This is a genomic window from Pleurocapsa sp. PCC 7319 (assembly GCF_000332195.1).
Classification (GTDB): Bacteria; Cyanobacteriota; Cyanobacteriia; order Cyanobacteriales; family Xenococcaceae; genus Waterburya.
Genome location: NZ_KB235922.1, coordinates 5494141 through 5514022 on the forward strand (window position 1 = coordinate 5494141; position 19882 = coordinate 5514022).

Below are 19882 nucleotides of genomic sequence, written 5' to 3' on the forward strand. Positions count from 1 at the left end.
TACTATCGGTATATAGAGCCAAGTAATATTTTTCTATAATTAGTCATTTAAGTGGGTCTTGTGCCAAGAGTTTTGAGATAGTTTAAATCAACAATGGTGTTTATTTTTGTATGCCGAGCTAATAAAAAGCACAATCTCTTTTACAGTATTAATAAAGTTTAAAAGTATTATTTTGAGATCGTTTTTGTGAATATTCCATCTTATATTGTCGCTATTTTAGGAACTGGAGTATGGGGTTCTGCTTTGGGCACGATTGCCAAGAACAATAACCATGACGTTCATTTTTGGTCACATCGTGGTGACAAATCCCTCGAATCTGTGGTTAAAGAGGCACCTATTGTTATCTCTGCCGTTTCGATGAAAGGAGTAATTCCAACTATTGCGAAGTTAAAGCAACTCAATTTTCCTTCAGACAAAATAATAGTCACTGCGACTAAAGGATTAGACCCGGAAACTACTCGTACTCCATCACAAATATGGCAAACAGCTTTTCCTGAAAATCCTGTAGTAGTGTTATCGGGTCCTAATTTATCCAAAGAAATTGCGAAAGGCTTACCTGCGGCGACGGTAGTTGCTAGTAATAATTTGACCGCAGCGGAAAAAGTACAAGAGATTTTTGCCTCAGATACTTTTCGAGTTTATGTCAATGAAGATCCTATCGGTACAGAACTAGGAGGTACGTTAAAAAATGTCATTGCGATCGCCTCGGGGGTTTGTGATGGGATGAAGTTAGGCACTAATGCTAAAGCGGCCTTGCTTACCCGCGCTTTACCAGAAATGATCCGTATTGGTACTCATTTAGGAGCATCAGGAGAGACTTTCTTTGGTTTGTCTGGTCTGGGAGATTTAATTGCCACTTGCGACAGTTCTTTATCTCGTAACTATCAAGTCGGTTATGGACTAGCTCAAGGAAAAACCTTAGACGAGATTTTAGAAAATCTTGAAGGCACAGCAGAAGGAGTCAATACAGCAAATGTACTGATTAAAATGGCAGATTTAGAAGCGATCGCGGTTCCGATCGCGCGGCAAGTACATCGATTATTAAGAGGTAAGATAACCCCTCAGGAGGCTATTCAGGCTCTTATGGAGCGAGATCTAAAACCAGAATTTTGCGATTTAGATATTTAATTAGCTAGATTCTTGGGGAGAAACTGCCATGCAGACTGGACATCTAAAGGTTTGGCATAAAAAAATCCTTGGGCAAATTCACAACCCCAATCTTTTAATTGTTCTGCCTGTTCTTGGGTTTCTACTCCTTCAGCGACAACATTAAAACCAAGATTGTGAGCTAAATCTAATGTCGCTTTAACAATCGTCGAAGCTTGATTTTTTTCATCTAAGCGATTGACAAAAGAACGATCTATTTTGAGAGTATCTACGGGAAAACGATCTAAATAGCTCAAGGAAGAATAACCTGTCCCAAAATCATCGATTGCCAGCTTGATTTGTCTAGCTTTAAGTTGATTGATTACCCGATCGGCGATCGCTGCATTCTCCATTAATAATGTTTCGGTAATTTCTAACTTGAGATGCCTAACATCAATCCCCGTATCGTCAATGATTTGGTCTAATTGCTCAATAAAATCTTCTTGTTCAAACTGCTTGGCAGAAATATTAACGCTAATGGTAAATAAATTCTCCTGATTGACTAATTGTTCTTGCCAGATACTTAATTGTTGACAAGCTTGATGGAGAATCCACATTCCTAGCGGCAGAATTAAATTGGTTTGTTCGGCAATCGGAATAAATTTTCCAGGAGAAATTAATCCTTTGTGAGGATGTTGCCAACGTACTAAAGTTTCAAATCCTCTGGTCTTGCCTGTATGCAAACAAATTATCGGTTGATAATTGAGATAGAATTCTTGACGTTTCAATGCGAGACGAAGATCTGTCTCAATTTCGAGGATTTCGAGAGCATTATTTTGAATTGTGGCATCAAATACTTGATAGTAATTACTACTAGAATTTTTCGCTTTTTGAATTGCCAAATCTGCATCTCTAAAGATATCTTCTGGTTTTAGATAACTAGAACTATCTAAAACTATTCCCATATTGAATGCAATAAAGATTTCTCTTTGTTCAACAATAAATGCGGGGGACAAGCATTGCTGTATCCTTTGAGCAAGTTCGATTACACAATTTGTATCTTCTAAATTTTCTAGTAAGAACGCAAATTTGTCTTCTCCAAAATGAGTGAGATGAATATCTTGAGCTATAATCTCTGATTTTAATCTCTCTCCTACCATTGCCAATAATTTATCTCCTGCTTGACGACCAAGAGAATCATTAACTATTTTGAAACGATTACAGTCTAAGATAATCAAGCTGAATTGAGACTTTGCTTCTTGAGGTGTCAGAGACAATATTTTGGTTAACTTTTCAATCAGCCATAATCGATTAGGTAAACCTGTTAATGTATCATTCCAAGCCAAGTATTCTAATTTTTTTTGAATTTTTTGTCGTTCGTTAATTTCAGCTGTTAATTGAGACGTTCTTTGGACAACTCTTTGTTCTAAATCAAAATTAAGCTGACGTATTTCTACTTCAGCAGCAATTCGATTACTAATTTCTATTTGCAGAAGCTGATTTTTTTGGATTAACTGCTTTCTCAAATTTTGTAGATTTAATTGATTACTAACTCTAGAGAGTACTTCAGGAATCTGAAAAGGCTTACTAATATAGTCTACTGCTCCCAGTTCAAATGCTCTAACTTTATCAAAAATTTCGTCTAAAGCGCTAACAAATATAATCGGAATATCTTTAGTTGATTCTGATTGTTTTAGATGTTGACAAATTTCAAAACCATCCATACCTGGCATATTTATATCCAGCAAAATTAGATCGGGAAGCTTAGTTTTAATCGTCAATAGCGCCATTGACCCATCGATAGCACAACGAACCTTATAACCTTCTCTAATCAAGGTTTTTGATAATAAACGTAAGTTATCGGGAGTATCATCAACAATTAAAATATCGTTAGGTAATACGGTAGATTTATTGGTCGCTAATGTCGCCTTTTCCATTAAATACAATTGAATCTTGACTTCAATAGTTAGATCTAACTAATTTTGCAGATATATAGTCCATTTTTAACACGTAAATATCTCCACAGGGTGTGATCTAGTTTCCGAATAATTAATCCCTGTTTTTCCAAAATGGACAATGGATCAGAGACAAATAGAAATCTTGTAAAGTTTTTTGTGATTCTTAATCTTTAGTTTCCAATTTGAGTTATGTTTTGGCGAGGTTCAAATGACTAAGATTGAAGAATAAAATAATTCTCCACAAACACATTGAAGGACAGAACTGAAAATTAAATATTTTCAGACCATAAATTTTAATTTGCTATGAGTGATCGATCGCTTCTCGTTAAAGATCTAGGTGAACACAGTTTATTAAATAAGCTACAGTGTTTTTGTCCTCAAGATCTTGTAGGAGATGATGGAGCCGTTCTGACAACTAATCCCGATCGCTCTTTAGTAGTTACTACCGATGTGTTGGTGGATCAAGTTCATTTCAGCGATCGCACCACTACTGCTTTTGATGTCGGTTGGCGGGCTGCTGCCGCTAATTTGTCCGATTTGGCAGCTATGGGAGCTGAACCTCTGGGAATTACAGTGGGTCTATCTCTACCAGGGGAACAGGAAGTTAATTGGGTCGAGGAACTTTATCAAGGGATGAATGCTTGTTTGGGGATTTATCAGACTCCAATTGTTGGGGGAGATATCTGTCGCTCCACCGTAGCTAGTGTTGCTATTACTGCTTTTGGGCAGGTTTCTCCCCAGAAAGTAATTCGGCGCTCCCAGGCAAAACCAGGAGATGCGATTGTCATTACTGGTCTTCACGGGCTTTCTCGAGGAGGATTAGAATTATTGCTTGATTCTAGCAAAGGAAGTGGTTTAAAATTTCCAGAGCGTGAACGACTAATTTTAGCTCACCAACGACCCAAACCCAGATTGGATATTCTCAGATATTTAGCCAAAATACCCCCTGAGATTGCGATCGCTGGTATGGACAGTAGTGATGGATTGGCCGATGCAGTCATACAAATTTGCCGGTGTAGTGGTGTAGGGGCAAGAATCGATAAAGAAAGCTTAACAATTTTTCCAGGATTAACTAAGCTAGCAGAAATAAAGACAGCCTGGGAATGGTTGCTTTACGGAGGAGAAGATTTTGAACTAGTTTTATGTCTTCCTAAGGATTTTGCTGCTGTATTAGTGAAAGAGTTGGGTTGTGAAGCTGCAGTTATTGGTGAAGTGACTTTGAATCCAGAAATTCAAATTGACAACACCAACGATTTAAATCAAGAACAAGTATTAAATATAGGTAAAGGATTTCAACATTTTTAATTATGGTGAGTCATCCTAGAATGCTAAATATATTACAGTCTATTTTGTGTTGGAGGTAACTAACAAAGTAGATAGAAGTTACTAGCAATAAAACTGGTTTAATCATCTCAGCAAAAATCTTTACCTTGGATATAAATTGAGTAGAAATGGGAATGTTAGTACTTGTGAGAGAAACTTATAAGCTTCCTAACTAATCTGTTTCATCTCTGTGTAGAGAATAGATAAATATTTTAGATTATGAGAAGTAAAACTGATAATAGCTTATCAACATCATCCCCCCCTACAATCTCACCTCTGGTTATGAAGCAGCAAGATTGGTCCAAAACCATGCAACAAACCTCAGAGATAGACCAGATTAGCAAGAGTATTCTGCAAGTTATTCTCGACAGCTCAAATTTTTCCAACGTTCTGTTAGCCTTGGCGGGCAGGGTTGGTGAACTATTTGCAGTAGATACTTGTATTGTTGTTTCTACTAAGGTCAACTCCAGTAGTGCTAACGAAATTAGCTATTGGCAAGAGAAGCCTGATTCTGAAATTGTTCGCAACCAAATTATTCAGCAATTGTCAAATTTGCCTCTCAAGACTGACGATGCTTGCCAATCTCATATTATTAGCGGTGTAGCATCTCCTAATGTCAATTCTCTTGAATACTCACTTCAGAAAATTTTACCGACCAAAACTTGGCTGGGAGTAGCAACCAAATATCAGCATCAAACTAACGGTTTAGTTTTATTATTTAAATCTGCTACCTCGGGATGGACCAACTCCGAACAAGAATTGCTGGCCAAGATTGCAGAATCAATGGCGATCTCATTAGCTCAAATACAACTTCAGCAACAAGTAGCTACCAAAACTCAATATCAAGCTCTGCTGAATAAGCTCAGTCAAGGTATTAGTCAAAATTCCAATCCTCAACTATTGTTTGATAACTGTTTGGGGGAGATCTGTAAAACTCTCCAAGTAGATCGAGGCATGGTATTAATGTTGAAGTATCAACATCCCTTAAAAGCCCAAGGTCATCGCCAACAGTTTGTCCAAGGAACAGTTCAAGTTGTCTCTAAGTGGAGTCCTCAGACAGAAAGTTTACCATCTCCAGGTCAACTTTCTTTTAGCTTTGATGATTCCAATTTGTGTCAGCAAGCTTGGCAAATCGCTCCCCAATGCTCAAAATTTGAGTCAAATGTGGCTTTTCCCGATCTAAGTCCGCAACAGCTTCCCGATGCCATTCAAAAAACTGGTTCAGCATTATTGATGATGCCTTTAATAGGCAAAAAAAATAGTAAGTCCCAGCCAGGAGTAGTTTTGGGGTTTCTAGTTTTACAACAGAACGCTGCTCGTCCTTGGTTAGAAGAGGAACTGAATTTAGTTGATTGGGTTAGTGTGCAAATTAGCACTGCTGTTATTCATCACCAAACCTTAACTCAAGTACAGTCAATTGTTGAAGAAAGAACTGCACAATTGAAATGGAGTCTTGATGTACAAGGCAAATTATCGGCAAAAATGCGCCAACATATTGAGCAGTTGGAAAAGTTAAATCAGTTGAAAGATGACTTTATGAATAGCATGAGTCATGAGTTAAAAACTCCTCTAACCAGCATGAAAATGGCTATTAAAATGTTGCGTCAAGCTCAACTACCTTCCGATATGCAAACCAAATATTTAAATATTCTCGAACAGGAGTGGGAGCGCGAATATAGTCTAATTAAAGACTTGTTAACTTTGCAACAGGTTGAATCTGGAGAATTGATCTATCGTCCTCAAGAACTGGATTTAGGTCAAATAATTAATAAATTAGCTCAATCTTTTACTGTCCAATGGCAATCAGACATAGGAGTTCAAATCAAAACTTCAATCTCAGATTCCAATTTAAAAATAGATACTGACGCCGAAAGCCTAGAACATATTATTAATGAATTGCTTTTAAATGCTTGTAAATACTCTGAGCGTAATACTGTTATTCAATTAACAGCCGAAAGTCACCAGACTACAAAAGGCAAAGATATCGTAATTGCGATCTCTAACTGTGGTGCCGGAATCACCTCTGAAGAATTGCCCTATATCTTTGATAAGTTTCGTCGTGGCAAAGGTGTAACCGATCATGCAGTACCGGGTACAGGACTGGGCTTGACGTTAGTCAAGTATCTGGTCGAACATCTTAACGGTAAGATCGAAGTCACTAGCGAACCAATAGAAGATGATTCGTTGCTATTTTTGACCACTTTTATCGTCCGATTACCTCAATTTCAACCATCTATCCGTTAGGCTGTTAATATTTATTTAACAATTAGCAATGATTATAATCGATCGCTTTCAATTAGTCTCACCTAATATCCGGTCGAATTAACCATCTTTTTATGAAATGGCATCAAAGTAAAAAGCTCTCCAATTTAAGATCATTCCGATTATCCTTAGGAAGTTACCCTTATACGCCATTTTGTCGTCAGCTTAAAATTTTTGGTATTGCCATTAAACTGTTAACTTCTCTATGGTGGGATAAAGTCACTGGTAGTAGTTCACCCCGACGACGACATCGATTAGCCAGATGGTTGGTCAGAAATATTCTCGATCTAGGACCAACTTTTATTAAACTGGGGCAAGCTCTATCTACCCGCGCTGACTTGATTCCGATTGAATTTATCCAAGAATTTAGTCAACTACAAGATCGAGTACCACCTTTTAGTTCCGAGTTAGCGATCGCTGTTATTGAACAGGAACTGGGTAAGTCTGTCTCGATACTATTTGCTGAGTTTAACCCTACCCCCTTGGCAGCAGCTAGTTTAGGTCAGGTACATAGAGCTAGGCTGCACACAGGAGAAGATGTTGTGGTCAAGGTGCAACGTCCTGGTTTAGAGAGATTATTTAATTTAGATTTTGAGATTCTACACCGTTTGGTTAGATGGCTTAATCGTTTAATTAAAGACATCAGAAAATTTAACTTAGAGGCAATTTATCGCGAATTTTTTGAGCTTTTATATTTAGAAATTGATTATATCCATGAAGGAAAAAATGCTGAACGCTTTCGAGATAATTTTCAACAGTATCACCGGGTTTCAGTACCTCAAGTTTATTGGCAATATACCACCTCAAAAGTCTTAACTTTAGAATATTTACCAGGTATCAAGATTGACGATCGCCCTGCTTTAGAAGCCAATAAAATCAATACTAAAGAAGTAATTAAGCTAGGAATTACCTGTTATTTAAAACAGCTTTTAGAAGACGGTTTTTTTCAATCTGACCCCCATCCAGGTAACATGGCAGTCAGTCAACGGGGAGAAATTATTTTTTATGACTTTGGCACAATGGCAGAAGTTAAAACCATTGCCAAAGAGCAAATGGTTAAAACATTTTTTGCCGTCTTAAAAAAAGATGCCGACGAGGTAGTCGAAACCCTGATCTATATGGGATTAATTGAACCCGTTGCTGACATGACACCCGTCAAGCGTATGATTGCTTTTATGATTCAAGAGTTTAGCGATAAACCTGTTGATGTTAGAGCATTTGAACAGATAACTGATGAAGTTTATTCTATTTTTGAGCAACAGCCATTTCGTCTCCCGCCCCAGATGACTTTTATTGTTAAATCATTGACTACCCTCGATGGTATTGCTCGCGCTCTCGATCCTCAATATAATCTTCTCGCTGCGGCTCAACCTTTTTTAAAACAAATTGCCTTTTCTCAACAACAAGGTAGTATGCTCAGTACTTTAGCCAGACAAACTAAAGATTTTATTCAATATCAACTGAAGCAGCCCAATCGCACACAACTATCGATTATGCGCTTGGAATCACGCTTAGATTTGGGAGAATTACAGGTAAAAGTTAGAGCAACTGAGAGTGAAAGAGCCCTGAAACAAATTCAGTTGGGAATTAAAAGTTTAATCTATACTTGTCTTTCTGGTTTCTGCTTATTATCGGGTTCAGTATTATTAGTTGGACAGTTACAAGGTGTCGCGATCGCTCTCTTTTGTTTTTCCACCTTTTGGTTTATTCTGCTACTGCGTTCTTTGATGAGTATGACAGTCAAAGAGAAGATGTATAAGATGGCTCAGAATAAGTAATCAGTCATAAGTAGGTGGGTGAAATTAAATATAAAACGGTTTTGGCCGGGGTTAGGGGTTAGGGGATGGGTGATAGGGAAAAGATTAACTACCTAGGTTTTATAAATTATTATGCCTACTTACTTATTTGCTATTTGCTACTTTAGCTTCGAAGGAGCTTAGTAATCAGTAATCAGTAATCAGTAATCAGTAGCCTCGGTGATTATGTCTAACTTGTAAAATAAAAAAAATAGCTTGATCAAAAAGAGGTAAATATAAACCGTGGCAGGACATAGTAAGTGGGCTAATATCAAAAGACAAAAAGCTAGGGTCGATGCCAAAAAAGGTAAAACATTCACCCAATTGTCTCGCGCTATTATTGTCGCTGCCCGCAATGGTATTCCCGATCCTGATGGTAATTTTCAACTTCGCACAGCAATTGATAAAGCTAAAGCAGCAGGGATTCCTAATGATAATATTGAGCGATCGCTAGCTAAAGGGGCAGGAACATATCAAGATGATGATGCCATCCTCGAAGAAATTCGTTATGAAGGATATGGTGCTGGTGGAGTAGCCGTATTAATCGAAGCCCTAACCGATAATCGTAATCGCACCGCTGCCTATCTTAGATCTGCATTTACCAAAAACGGGGGCAATCTAGGCGAAACTGGTTGTGTTAGCTGGATGTTTGAGCAGAAAGGAGTAATCACTTTAGAAAAAGTTGCAGAAGAAGAACTATTAGAAGCTTCTATGGAAGGAGAAGCAGATAACTACGAAATATATGATGATGGAGATGTTGCAGAAGTATTTACCGAAGTTGCCAACTTAGAAAACTTGAATCAGACTTTAAAAAAGTACGATTTTTTAATTAGAGACGTAGAACTCCGTTGGATACCCAACAATAATATTGAAGTAACTGACCCAGAACAAGCGCGATCGCTCTTAAAACTCATCGATACTTTAGAATCTCTCGACGACGTTCAAAACGTCACTGCCAACTTTGAAATGACTGAAAAACTGATGGCAACTAGCAGTTAGTGATTACTGATTACTGATTACTGATTACTCTCGCTTCCAAACTCCGAACTCCGTTGCGTAGCTTCTCCCGCAGGGAGTACTCCGAACTCCGAACTCCAAACTCCAAACTCCGAACTCCGAAACCCAAATAATCATGATTGAACTACATACCCACACCACCTATTCTGATGGCATCTTAACTCCACAACAGTTGGTAGAAAGAGCTGCAAACGCAGGAGTTAAAGCCTTGGCAATTACCGATCATGATACTTTACACGGTTGGGATGAAGCGATCGCCGCAGCTATTGTCTATGAGATGGAAATTGTACCAGGAGTAGAATTAAGTACTGTTTATAATGGGCGATCTCTTCATATTTTAGGTTACTATCCTCAAAAAGACCTATTAGAAGCTCCTCTTGCCGAACGTTTAGCCGGCAGAAAGCGCCGAGCCCAAAAAATGGTAGAGAACTTAGCCACAATGGGCTATCCTCTAGAATTAGAAAATATTGACGGTAATATGGCTTTAGGTCGTCCCCATATTGCCAATGCGATGGTTAGGGCAGGTTATATTAACTCGACGCAAGAAGCTTTTGAACGTTTTATCGGCGAAGACAAACCAGCTTATGTCCATTATGAGAAATTTTCTGCTCAAGAAGGTATTCGCTTGATTCGCTCTTGTGGAGGTGTTCCTGTTTGGGCGCATCCTTATTTGTTTCGTGGAGGGCAAGTGGAAGAAGTTTTACCTGAACTTGTTGAGGCTGGATTAATGGGTGTTGAGGTTTATCATCCTCATCATGCTGCTAATAAGGTAAATCGCCTAAAACAACTATGTCAGCAATATGATTTATTAATTACGGGGGGAACGGATTATCATGGCAGCGATCTAGAACATCCAGAAAATGAACGCTGGCAACTAAATCAGTTCAATCTACCCTTGAGTTTACTGGAGTCAATTAAGCAAGCAGCAAGCCCTAATTAATTAATAATTAATTTAATTAATCTTGATGTTGTAAACCATATAATACCGAACCAACTAATCCTACTTGAGGATTGAGAACAATATGAACCGGAACTTCTTGGATTAAAGGACTAACTCTGCCTTTATCTTTAAAAGTATTCAAAAACCTACCATCTTGCATTAAAGGTAAAATTTTGGCAGCAATTCCCCCTGCAATATAGATTCCACCATAAGAAAGCAATTTTAGAGCTAGATTTCCTGTTTCTGCGCCATAAGCTTCAATAAATACCTCCATTGTCTTTTCACAGAGGCGATCGCTTTGTTTGAAAGCTGCCTGAGAAATAATTGCGGCGGGGTCAATATTTTTTTTATTTTCTTGTTCCCAGGCTTTAATCTTTGTCCCTATTTCCAATGATTGCGGAGCAAAGTCATGATCTCGTAAAAATTGATAAATATTAACAATACCCTGACCAGATACTACTCTTTCTACCGAGATGTGTTCTACATTTAATTTGGTTCGCAGATATTTCAGCAATTCTGTTTCCAAATCATTGCGAGGAGCAAAATCCGCGTGTCCCCCCTCACTGGCAAAAATTTGATATTTTTTTCCCTGAGGAATTAAAAAAGCTTCTCCCAAACCTGTTCCCGCACCAATTACTGCTATGGGAGAGTCCTTTCGGGCTTCTCCAGTTTGCAACGTATGTACGTCAACATCTTTTAACCCTAAAATACCAAAGCTATTAGCAGCAAAATCATTAATCAAGCTAATTTTGGGTATGTCTAATTCCATCTCTAGGCGTTGTGTATCCAAAACCCAGTTGAGATTGGTCAAATTGCAAGTATCGTTGACTACAGGTCCGGCGATCGCAAAACAAGCTATTTGAGGCTTGAGATATTTATCTTGTCCCAAGAATTCTTGCACCATGGGTACTAAATCAGGGAAATTCGCACTAATATACTGAGCTTCTTTAACGGTCTTAAAAGACTTTTCAGTCAGAGTTACTTCTGTGACTTCTACTAGACGTAAGATCGTCTTTGTTCCACCAATATCACCAGCTAGTAAAAACATAGTCCGCTTCTTTCTCTCTATTCTTGATCTGTTGAATGGTTGAGCTTTTTGAGATACACTAAGTCGCACCTTTCTGTTTCCACACCAGTAGCAGGTTGATAGCCATTACGTTCGTATAATTTTACTGCTTCCTCCAGCACAGAAGCGGTTTCAATCCAAATTTCTTGATAATCCTTAATAGCGATCGCTTTCTCCAATTCTGATAACAGGTATCTACCCAATCCCTTTCCTCTTATTTCTGGTAACAAGTACATTTTACGGATTTCTACGGCGTTTTCCCCCCTAGCAATCGGCTGATATGCTGCGGTACCAACTATAGTTGAATCTCTCTCGATAACCCAAAACTCGCCTCCGATATTTAAATAAGCAGACTCTACTTCTATCACATCGCGATCTGCTAATTCTGGCTGCCAAGGTAAACCATACTCCAGCAATACCTTTCTGATTACTTCTGCTGCCGCATAGCGATCGCTCTTTTGCCAGTTTCTTACCCAAAAATCGCGATACTTACTGTCCATTTTTAATTACTTGCGAATTGCCACTTTTTTGATTCTGTATGGGCGAACAGCAGTTCGCCCCTAACTATGTACTCTGGGCTCGTGATGTAGAGTCGCTAAAATGCTGCTTTCATATTCCCCTAGCTCTGCTAAGCGGTGTTCAACGGTTAAGCGATCGCTATAGTGTTCTGCTAATACCCAGTAAATTCCATAATGGCGTGCTTCTGATGCCATTAAACCGCAATAAAATTTGGCTAATTCTGGATCGGGACAGTTGGCACCTATTAAACCGAGTCTTTCGTGAGAGCGAGCTTCAATAATTGCCGAAATTAATAAAGAGTCAATTAAACGATCTGGTTCTGAGTGACGAATCTGAGATTTCAACTTGGCAAAATAAGGTGGAGAATTCAAAGGTGCCAGGGGAATATTTCGTTTTTCTAACCATTGATTGACCTGCTCAAAATGTTCTAACTCCTCTTGGGCGATCGCTGTTAACTGCCGTACCAACTTCTGATGAGCAGGATAACGAAACATCATATTAATTGCGACCCCAGCTGCTTTACGTTCACAATGAGAATGATCTAGTAAAATTGTATCTAGGTTAGCGATCGCCTGCTCGATCCAAGCTGATTTAGTTGGTTGTTGCAGAATTTTAATTTTGGCAATTGTTGCTGAAGGAACTACTCGATTAGTCATTGTCCTCTTATACTAAATAAGCATAAATTTTCTGTTTTCTTAATCATTGATATATATTTTGAGCAAAATATATATATTTGGTCTAATTATTATTCTCAATTAATAGGGAATACTTACTAGTAAGTTAACAATTTACTTTTATGATCTGAAACACAATCGAGCAATAAGAGTAACCTGTAACGCCACTGCTAATATGCACATCGTCACAACAGCTAATATGAACTACCGTCGAATTGTCATTGGTGATGTCCACGGACACTATGACACTTTAATTGCATTATTAGACTCGATTTCACCTAACAACGAAGATCAAGTATATTTTTTAGGCGACTTAATTGATCGAGGTCCCAACAGCGCGCAAGTAGTTGATTTCGTTATGCGTAATCAATATCAATGCCTTCGAGGCAATCATGAAGAAATGCTGCTAGATGTGGTGGGGAGTGGAGAGGTGTCAATGGAACTATACCAAGGCTGGTTGTATAGTGGTGGTCATGCTACGGTAGCTAGCTACGATAACAAGATTCCTCAAGAACATATCGATTGGATAAAAAGCTTACCCTTATACCTAGATTTAGGAGATTTTTGGTTAGTTCACGCGGGAGTAAATCCTAATCTGCCTCTGCAACAACAAGGCTCTGACCAATTTTGTTGGATTAGGGATGATTTTCATAGTAGTGAACAAGCTTATTTTTCCAAAAAACTTATTATCACAGGGCATACAATCACCTTCACTTTACCTGGAGTGGAGCCAGGACAAATAGCAGCAGGAAAGGGGTGGTTAGATATTGAAACAGGAGCATATCATCACAACAGTGGTTGGATGACTGCCGTAGATCTTAATCATCATAAGGTTTACCAGGCCAATACTATAGATGGTCGTCTTCGCATTATGCCCCTCAGAAAAGCGATCGCCAAGGTGGATGCTACAAAAATTGTGTCCCGCAGAATGCGTAAGAGAGCTTAATTTGCTTAATTTAAAGTAGTGTAATGTTTACTCAAATATTTCTGGGATTTCCTGCTCATACCAATTGACTACAGTATTGTCTAAAAACTTCTTTTTATCTCAGCAATTTTAGTTTTCAACTCCTCTGTCATTCCTAATAAATTACTTTGAGAAAGAGTCTGTTGTTCTCCTGATGCTAACCATTTTAAGTTAACAGTCATATTTTCGGCCTCGGCATCGCCTAGGATTAAACAAGCAACTGCACCACTGCGATCGGCACGTTTAAACTGTTTACCAAAGGCACTTCCACTAAGATCTAATTCGATACTCAAGCCAGCATTGCGTAGTTTTTGCGCCAAAATTAAACTTTTCGCTTCAGCAATTTCGCCACGAGAAACAAGATATAAATCAGGATTATTAACTGGGTTCCCTTGTAGTTCTTGCAGCAATAGCACTAACCTTTCCATGCCGATCGCCCAACCCACTGCTTGAGTCTCAGGACCACCTAGTTCGCTCACTAAGCCATCATAACGTCCGCCACCACATACCGTTGCTTGTGCGCCTAAGTCAGCAGATATAATTTCAAAAGCAGTATGGGTATAGTAATCTAAACCCCTGACTAAACAGTGATTGATTTGATATTTGATATCTAAATCAGTAAGTAACTGCAACACAGTATCAAAGTGTTTTTTCGACTCATCACTAAGATGTTCGGTGATTTTGGGGGCATTGCGCGCAATTTCTTGGGTTTTCGGATCTTTACTATCTAAAATTCTCAGAGGATTACGCGTTAAACGATCTTGTGAATCCTGGTCGAGTTCCTCTTTATAGGGTTCAAGGTAATTAACTAGTGCCTCCCGATATTGCTGGCGATCGCTACCGTTACCGACAGAGTTGATATCTAACTGGAGATTTTTTAAACCCAAAGCTTGCAAAATATCAGTTGCTAAAGCAATAACCTCCACATCTGCACGAGGTGCTTTACTACCCAATAATTCTAAACCAACTTGGTGAAACTGTCTTTGACGACCAGCTTGGGGACGTTCATAACGAAACATGGGACCTGTATACCAGAGACGCTGGACACCACCCTGACCATAGAGTTTATTACTAATATAGGCTCGCACTACCCCTGCTGTACCTTCCGGGCGTAAAGTTAAAAAGCGATCGCCACGATCTTTAAAGGTATACATCTCTTTCCCTACCACGTCGGTCGCTTCGCCAATACCACGCTCAAACAAAGCAGTCTGTTCAAAAATTGGCGGACGAATTTCCTGGTAGATCGCTCTACCTAAGATCTCTCTGGCAGTGGCTTCAATTAACTGCCAGTAACCGACTTCCTCTGGCAGAATATCTCTTGTTCCTCTTAATGCTTGAATCATTTATTAGTTATCAGTAACCAGTGACCAGTTATCAGTAAACAATAATTAGGATATCTATGGCAAAGTAATATTCGTAATTTGATTGATTCTCTGACTGAGTATTATGCAAGTTTTTTAAAATTACGGTTAAATCAAATTTAACCCGAGTACTGAAATTAATTGATCTTCTCTCTGTTGAATCTTCCACTGGTTGGATTGTGTCAGAGTGATTAATATCCAGATAGTAGCGGAGATTTTTGGCACCATTTAATTTCAACGGACCGAAAATTTCTCTTTCTTCTATCATTAAAGAAAGATTATCAACTGCCAAACCTTGTTATCTATTTTACGAACATTTGACAACGCCAATCTACATTATTTATCTATACTTTATCTGTTTGTACAGAAACTAAAAAAACAATTACCAAAGATAGTGTTATTATTTTTTAAAACCATTTTGTTGAATATTGAAATGAAAAATATGATTTAACTTGAACGCAATAAAAAAAGCTTAATAACCGATATTATTAGCATCTTTATTGTTCTCAAGTAGCTCTAACTCTTGCAAAGTTTTCCAACCAGGTAACCAGAGAGAGTCATCTTTTAGTTGAATTGCATTTAACCAGAAGCGAGTTTGGGGGTCACAAGATGCTACCATTTCCGCAAAAACCCATTTTCCTTGGTTTTTGCGATTAACTACTTGGAAATGTCGCCATCCCCATGTTTTCTGTTTGTTAGTCCATTTCGAGCCAACTAAATAAGGGAACTTTTGTTTTTGTTTTTTCGACATTTTAACTTCCAAAGATAATAATGTTAGCCTAGTCGCAATAAACTACCTCTTTTACATTGTGATATTTTTATGAAAATTAAGTCCGTTTTGTATCAATTATTTTTAGAACCAGTTAACAAATATAGCGCAATCGCTCTATCTTTACTTTTAGCAATTTCAGCTACTCCAGCAATTGCCCAAGACAATACTTTAGAATTACAAGATTCAGATTCTAGCGATTCCCCCACTGAAAATTCAGAAATTAATTATAGAGAATTACCTGAACTTAAAGATAGTGAATCACCTCAGTCAGACCCAGCACAAGGCATAGCACCTCTCCCAGCAGAAAGTGCCGATAGTACTGAAAGCATTAATTTTGCCACTCAAGAAACTGACTATACTCTTGGTGCAGGAGATCAGATTAAACTTGATATCTTCCAAGTAGAGGAGTACAGTGGCGAGTACCCTGTATTAGTAGATGGCACCATTAGTTTGCCTCTAGTCGGACGAGTTGATGTCCGAGGACTATCCCTGAAAGAAACCTCTGATGTGGTTTCTCAAGAATATTCAACTTACCTCAAAAGACCCATTATTACCGTTGGTTTAGTCGCCCCCCGTCCACTCAAAATTGGCGTTTCAGGAGAGGTTGACAACCCTGGGACATATGAAGTGCCGATTACGGCGGAGAACCCTCAGTTCCCCAGTGTGACTGGTATTATTCGACAGGCTGGTGGGATTACTACGATTGCTGATGTGCGCAACGTTAGAGTCAAAAGAGAGGTTAAAGGCAAAGAAGTAGTCTATAACGCTAATCTGTGGCAACTATTAACTGAAGGTAAAGTTAGGCAAGATATCTCCTTAAGAGATGGTGATAATATCTTTGTTCCTACTACCGACGAAATTAATACTTCGGAGTTGAATCGACTGGCAGAGGCCAGCTTTGGTCTCCAAACAGACAAACCGATCCAAGTGGCGATCGTCGGAGAAGTATTTCGTCCAGGCTCTCATTTTATTCAGCCAGAATTGCTGAGTAGAAACAACGATAATAATGGCACTAATGCACAGCGGCAAGAATCTATCCCTCCCAGACTTACTCAGGCGATCAATGTGGCTAACGGAATTAAACCTTTGGCAGATGTTCGCAATGTGGAGGTACGTCGAACTACTTGGGATGATGAAGAGAAAGTGATCGCGGTCAACTTATGGGAGTTGATTCAGGCAGGAGATACCAAACAAGACGTAATCTTACAAGAAGGAGATAAGATTGTCGTTCCCAAAGCTGATGCTTTGAGTAAGGAAGAAGTAGATGCCCTGGCTACAGCTAGTTTTAACCGTGAAACAATTACCGTTAATGTCGTGGGTGAAGTGAACTCTCCAGGAGCACAAGAAGTGCAACCGGGAACACCGCTAAACCAAGCTATTTTGGCTGCTGGAGGTTTTGATAATCAGCGTGCCAATAGTAATAAAGTTGAGTTGGTGAGCCTGAAACCAGACGGGACAGTAGATAAACGTCAGATAGAGGTCGATCTAGCATCGGGAATTGATGATGTGACTAATCCTACTCTCAATCATAATGATGTTGTGGTCGTTGGTCGCTCTGGTACAACAGCCGCTACTGATACGGCCGGTCAAGTCTTCAGTCCCCTTGGTGGATTTCTTGGTTTGCTTAATCTCATTTTTTAAGCTTTAAAACAATTTAAACTCATTGTTTGTCCACATTTCTTGACAGCAATGAGTTATTTTATTATTTGACAAATTAAAAATAGTCTGTGTTGTGAGGATTGATCAATAATGCCCGATAGAAGTTCAGATCGTTCTACTTATCCCTCCTTAATGAATGGGAATGGAAGTGGAGTTGGTAGTAGTAATGGAAATGAGCAATACATTTATTCTTTGCCGGTTGTTAATCAATCCGGAAATGAGGCTGAAGGGGATAGTATCGATTTACGTCAACTCACGAACATTGTTAAACATCGTCTAAGATTAATCAGTGCTATTGCGATCGGTGCGACAGCGACAGCAGCAATTATTACATTCAACCAAGAACCCAAATATGAAGGTAGTTTTCAGCTTTTGGTTGAGCCAGTATCGGAAACACAAGAAGATAGTTTGTCTCCTTTATCTATCTTGCAGCAGGATTTCGGCGGTCTAGATTATGATACTCAGATAGAAGTTCTCCGTAGTCCTAGTGTTCTTAATCCTATAGTCCAGAGTTTAGCTAGTCGATATCCTGAAATTGCATATCACGAGCTAATCAAACCCAAGAAATCTCCGCTACAAATCGAGCAACTAAACGATACTAAAATAATAGAAGTATCTTACATTGATACTGATCCGCAGAAGATTCAGTTTATCTTAGATACTTTATCAGAAGAATATTTGCGCTACTCCCTAGAAGAAAAAAGGCGCGAAGTGAAACAAGGTGTTGAGTTTTTGGATAGTCAATTGCCAGAAGCAAGAGCTAGGGTAGATGAACTGCAAGAGCAAGTACAAAAGTTTCGCCAAAAGCATAATCTGCTTGACCCCGATAAACAGGCATCTTTACTAGCACAACAACAAGTACGCTTTGAAGAACAGTTCTTTGATACGCAAGGTAAATTAAAAGAGACTCAATCTTTGTACGCTCTTTTGCAAAATCAATTAGGATTAGAACCACAACAAGCATTAGCTGCTAGCTATTTAAGTGAGTCTCCTCGTTATCAAAATCTACTTAATGAGCTTCAACAAGTAGAAGTTGAATTGGCCAAAGAATCTGCTCGTTTCTTGCCCGCCAACCCCACTGTACAAGCATTAGAAGATAAGAAAGCTAGATTACTGCCACTCTTGAAACAAGAAGCCTCTGGTGTTCTGGGTAATAGTCTATCGGGGACTGTAGATAATACTCCTGATTTGGCATCTCCTAGTTCTCTACGTTTAGGACTTAACCAACAATACATTCAAGCAACAAACGAGATTGAATTATTAAAAATTCGCGAGCAAGCTCTACAAGAAGCAATATCTTATATCGAAGAACTTGTCCAAGAAATGCCCGTAATTGCTCGTCAATATACAGATCTGCAGCGAGAGCTAACAGTAGCCACCGAAAGCTTGAATCGTTTTTTAACCGCCCAAGAAGAATTGCAACTTCAGGGAGCACAACAGGCCTTACCGTGGCAGACAATTGCTGAGGCCAAGGTGACAGAAGATCCTGTATCCCCTAACCCACCTCGTAATCTGATTTTAGGTTTATTTTCTGGTCTCTTATTGGGTGTGGGGACAGCATTATTAGCCGAACGATTAGATCCAGTATTTCATTCTTCTGAAGAATTGAAAGAGAGCTTTAATTTGCCAATACTTGGTCTGATTCCGGTTCAGAAAGATCTTCAACCTTTAGATGAGATTAAATCTGAACCCAAGATAGAAAAAATGGGTCTTCCTCAATTACAAATTGGGAATAATACTCTCAATGTAAATAGTTCTTCCTCTGAAGCTAAATTACCTAGCTCAAATAGAAAGCATAAATGGTATGGGGCATCACCATTTTTGGAAGCATTTCGTTCCCTTAATACTAATATCAAGCTGCTGGGTTCTGAATCGGCAATGCGCTCTTTTGTCATCAGTTCTTCTACTCCTTCGGAGGGTAAATCAACTATCTCTTGTCATTTAGCTCAAGCAGCCGCTGCTATGGGTCAAAAGGTGCTTCTGGTTGATGCTGATTTGCGTCGTCCCCAAGTACATCGATGGATCGGTGTAGAAAATCAAGAGGGTTTAAGTAATATTCTGGCTACTGGATTGGATGTTGAGTCAGCAATTATTAAAGTTCCACAATGGGAAAATTTATCGGTGATAACTGCCGGTGATATTCCTCCCGATCCTACTCGTCTGCTTGCTTCTCAAAAGATGTATTCTCTGATGGATCATCTCAAGGGTATTAGAAAATATGATTTGATCATTTACGATACTCCACCAATTTTAGGGTTTGCTGATGGTCGAATTTTGTCAACACGTACTAATGGAGTAGTAATAGTAGTTAGAATTGGTAAAACTGATCGTTCTTTACTCAAACAAAATATTGACAATATTAAAATGTCTAATGTGCCAATTTTAGGTCTAGTAGCTAATCACGTAAATCGCACTTCAGGCAGCCATAATTACTATAGTCACTATTACGCGGACCGAAAATAGACTATATTTTGTAATGTTCTCT

The 19882-nt window shown here is 38.8% G+C and carries 16 protein-coding genes; 9 read left to right on the top strand and 7 right to left on the bottom strand.

Features of this window, described 5'->3' with window-relative positions:
• The first annotated feature begins 186 nt into the window (after positions 1-186).
• The gene (locus tag PLEUR7319_RS0129030; RefSeq protein ID WP_019508740.1) at positions 187-1128 is read left to right on the top strand and encodes an NAD(P)H-dependent glycerol-3-phosphate dehydrogenase; all 942 of its coding nucleotides are present in this window, start codon (positions 187-189) and stop codon (positions 1126-1128) included.
• On the opposite strand, the gene PLEUR7319_RS0129035 is transcribed toward PLEUR7319_RS0129030, so the two are convergent.
• Entirely contained in the window at positions 1125-3023 is a 1899-nt protein-coding gene (locus tag PLEUR7319_RS0129035) for an EAL domain-containing response regulator (RefSeq protein WP_019508741.1), read from the bottom strand. The genes PLEUR7319_RS0129030 and PLEUR7319_RS0129035 overlap by 4 nt on opposite strands.
• A 324-nt stretch (positions 3024-3347) precedes the next feature.
• Here PLEUR7319_RS0129035 and thiL point away from each other — a divergent pair, with 324 nt between their 5' ends.
• The 5 genes from thiL to PLEUR7319_RS0129060 all read left to right on the top strand — a co-directional run bounded on the left by thiL (position 3348) and on the right by PLEUR7319_RS0129060 (position 10382).
• On the top strand, positions 3348-4349 hold the full coding sequence (gene thiL, locus PLEUR7319_RS0129040) for a thiamine-phosphate kinase (protein ID WP_019508742.1): 1002 nt from the start codon (positions 3348-3350) through the stop codon (positions 4347-4349).
• Between the two features lie 300 nt (positions 4350-4649).
• Positions 4650-6611, top strand: a complete 1962-nt coding sequence (locus PLEUR7319_RS0129045) for an ATP-binding protein (RefSeq protein ID WP_019508743.1) — start codon at positions 4650-4652, stop codon at positions 6609-6611.
• 92 nt (positions 6612-6703) lie between these two features.
• A complete protein-coding gene (locus tag PLEUR7319_RS0129050; protein ID WP_019508744.1) occupies positions 6704-8407 on the top strand; it encodes an AarF/ABC1/UbiB kinase family protein in 1704 nt (567 codons plus the stop codon).
• A 261-nt stretch (positions 8408-8668) separates the two neighbouring features.
• The gene (locus PLEUR7319_RS0129055; RefSeq protein WP_019508745.1) at positions 8669-9424 is read left to right on the top strand and encodes a YebC/PmpR family DNA-binding transcriptional regulator; all 756 of its coding nucleotides are present in this window, start codon (positions 8669-8671) and stop codon (positions 9422-9424) included.
• 133 nt (positions 9425-9557) lie between these two features.
• Positions 9558-10382, top strand: a complete 825-nt coding sequence (locus PLEUR7319_RS0129060) for a PHP domain-containing protein (protein ID WP_019508746.1) — start codon at positions 9558-9560, stop codon at positions 10380-10382.
• Between the two features lie 16 nt (positions 10383-10398).
• On the opposite strand, the gene PLEUR7319_RS0129065 is transcribed toward PLEUR7319_RS0129060, so the two are convergent.
• The 3 genes from PLEUR7319_RS0129065 to PLEUR7319_RS0129075 are packed head-to-tail and all read right to left on the bottom strand — an operon-like array spanning position 10399 to position 12623.
• Entirely contained in the window at positions 10399-11430 is a 1032-nt protein-coding gene (locus PLEUR7319_RS0129065) for a glucokinase (protein ID WP_019508747.1), read from the bottom strand.
• Between the two features lie 17 nt (positions 11431-11447).
• A complete protein-coding gene (locus tag PLEUR7319_RS0129070) occupies positions 11448-11948 on the bottom strand; it encodes a GNAT family N-acetyltransferase (protein ID WP_019508748.1) in 501 nt (166 codons plus the stop codon).
• A gap of 60 nt (positions 11949-12008) precedes the next feature.
• On the bottom strand, positions 12009-12623 hold the full coding sequence (locus PLEUR7319_RS0129075) for a tRNA-(ms[2]io[6]A)-hydroxylase (RefSeq protein WP_019508749.1): 615 nt from the start codon (positions 12621-12623) through the stop codon (positions 12009-12011).
• A 193-nt stretch (positions 12624-12816) separates the two neighbouring features.
• Between PLEUR7319_RS0129075 and PLEUR7319_RS0129080 the strand changes: the two genes are divergently transcribed.
• Complete coding sequence (locus tag PLEUR7319_RS0129080) at positions 12817-13587, top strand: metallophosphoesterase family protein (protein WP_019508750.1); 771 nt, start codon at positions 12817-12819, stop codon at positions 13585-13587.
• Between the two features lie 80 nt (positions 13588-13667).
• Here PLEUR7319_RS0129080 and hisS read toward each other — a convergent pair whose 3' ends face one another.
• From hisS to PLEUR7319_RS0129095, 3 genes are all read right to left on the bottom strand, one after another.
• On the bottom strand, positions 13668-14948 hold the full coding sequence (gene hisS, locus PLEUR7319_RS0129085; protein WP_019508751.1) for a histidine--tRNA ligase: 1281 nt from the start codon (positions 14946-14948) through the stop codon (positions 13668-13670).
• A 31-nt stretch (positions 14949-14979) separates the two neighbouring features.
• The gene (locus PLEUR7319_RS42945; protein ID WP_019508752.1) at positions 14980-15258 is read right to left on the bottom strand and encodes a hypothetical protein; all 279 of its coding nucleotides are present in this window, start codon (positions 15256-15258) and stop codon (positions 14980-14982) included.
• Between the two features lie 180 nt (positions 15259-15438).
• Positions 15439-15717, bottom strand: coding sequence for a TIGR02450 family Trp-rich protein (locus tag PLEUR7319_RS0129095; protein WP_019508753.1), 279 nt, complete (start codon positions 15715-15717; stop codon positions 15439-15441).
• A gap of 69 nt (positions 15718-15786) precedes the next feature.
• On the opposite strand from PLEUR7319_RS0129095, the gene PLEUR7319_RS0129100 reads away from it, so the two are divergent.
• Together PLEUR7319_RS0129100 and PLEUR7319_RS0129105 are read left to right on the top strand one after the other, a co-directional pair.
• A complete protein-coding gene (locus tag PLEUR7319_RS0129100; RefSeq protein WP_019508754.1) occupies positions 15787-17379 on the top strand; it encodes a polysaccharide biosynthesis/export family protein in 1593 nt (530 codons plus the stop codon).
• Between the two features lie 108 nt (positions 17380-17487).
• Positions 17488-19860, top strand: a complete 2373-nt coding sequence (locus tag PLEUR7319_RS0129105) for a polysaccharide biosynthesis tyrosine autokinase (protein ID WP_019508755.1) — start codon at positions 17488-17490, stop codon at positions 19858-19860.
• Positions 19861-19882: the final 22 nt, after the last annotated feature.

Excerpts from the sequence above, each read along its gene's own strand:
- hisS (WP_019508751.1), bottom strand. The coding sequence starts at position 14,948 with ATGATTCAAGCATTAAGAGGAACAAGAGATATTCTGCCAGAGGAAGTC.
- PLEUR7319_RS0129075 (WP_019508749.1), bottom strand. The coding sequence starts at position 12,623 with ATGACTAATCGAGTAGTTCCTTCAGCAACAATTGCCAAAATTAAAATT.
- PLEUR7319_RS0129100 (WP_019508754.1), top strand. The coding sequence starts at position 15,787 with ATGAAAATTAAGTCCGTTTTGTATCAATTATTTTTAGAACCAGTTAAC.
- PLEUR7319_RS0129070 (WP_019508748.1), bottom strand. The coding sequence starts at position 11,948 with ATGGACAGTAAGTATCGCGATTTTTGGGTAAGAAACTGGCAAAAGAGC.
- PLEUR7319_RS0129065 (WP_019508747.1), bottom strand. The coding sequence starts at position 11,430 with ATGTTTTTACTAGCTGGTGATATTGGTGGAACAAAGACGATCTTACGT.
- PLEUR7319_RS0129105 (WP_019508755.1), top strand. The coding sequence starts at position 17,488 with ATGCCCGATAGAAGTTCAGATCGTTCTACTTATCCCTCCTTAATGAAT.
- PLEUR7319_RS0129045 (WP_019508743.1), top strand. The coding sequence starts at position 4,650 with ATGAAGCAGCAAGATTGGTCCAAAACCATGCAACAAACCTCAGAGATA.
- PLEUR7319_RS0129080 (WP_019508750.1), top strand. The coding sequence starts at position 12,817 with ATGCACATCGTCACAACAGCTAATATGAACTACCGTCGAATTGTCATT.
- PLEUR7319_RS0129050 (WP_019508744.1), top strand. The coding sequence starts at position 6,704 with ATGAAATGGCATCAAAGTAAAAAGCTCTCCAATTTAAGATCATTCCGA.
- PLEUR7319_RS0129095 (WP_019508753.1), bottom strand. The coding sequence starts at position 15,717 with ATGTCGAAAAAACAAAAACAAAAGTTCCCTTATTTAGTTGGCTCGAAA.
- PLEUR7319_RS0129060 (WP_019508746.1), top strand. The coding sequence starts at position 9,558 with ATGATTGAACTACATACCCACACCACCTATTCTGATGGCATCTTAACT.
- thiL (WP_019508742.1), top strand. The coding sequence starts at position 3,348 with ATGAGTGATCGATCGCTTCTCGTTAAAGATCTAGGTGAACACAGTTTA.
- PLEUR7319_RS0129035 (WP_019508741.1), bottom strand. The coding sequence starts at position 3,023 with ATGGAAAAGGCGACATTAGCGACCAATAAATCTACCGTATTACCTAAC.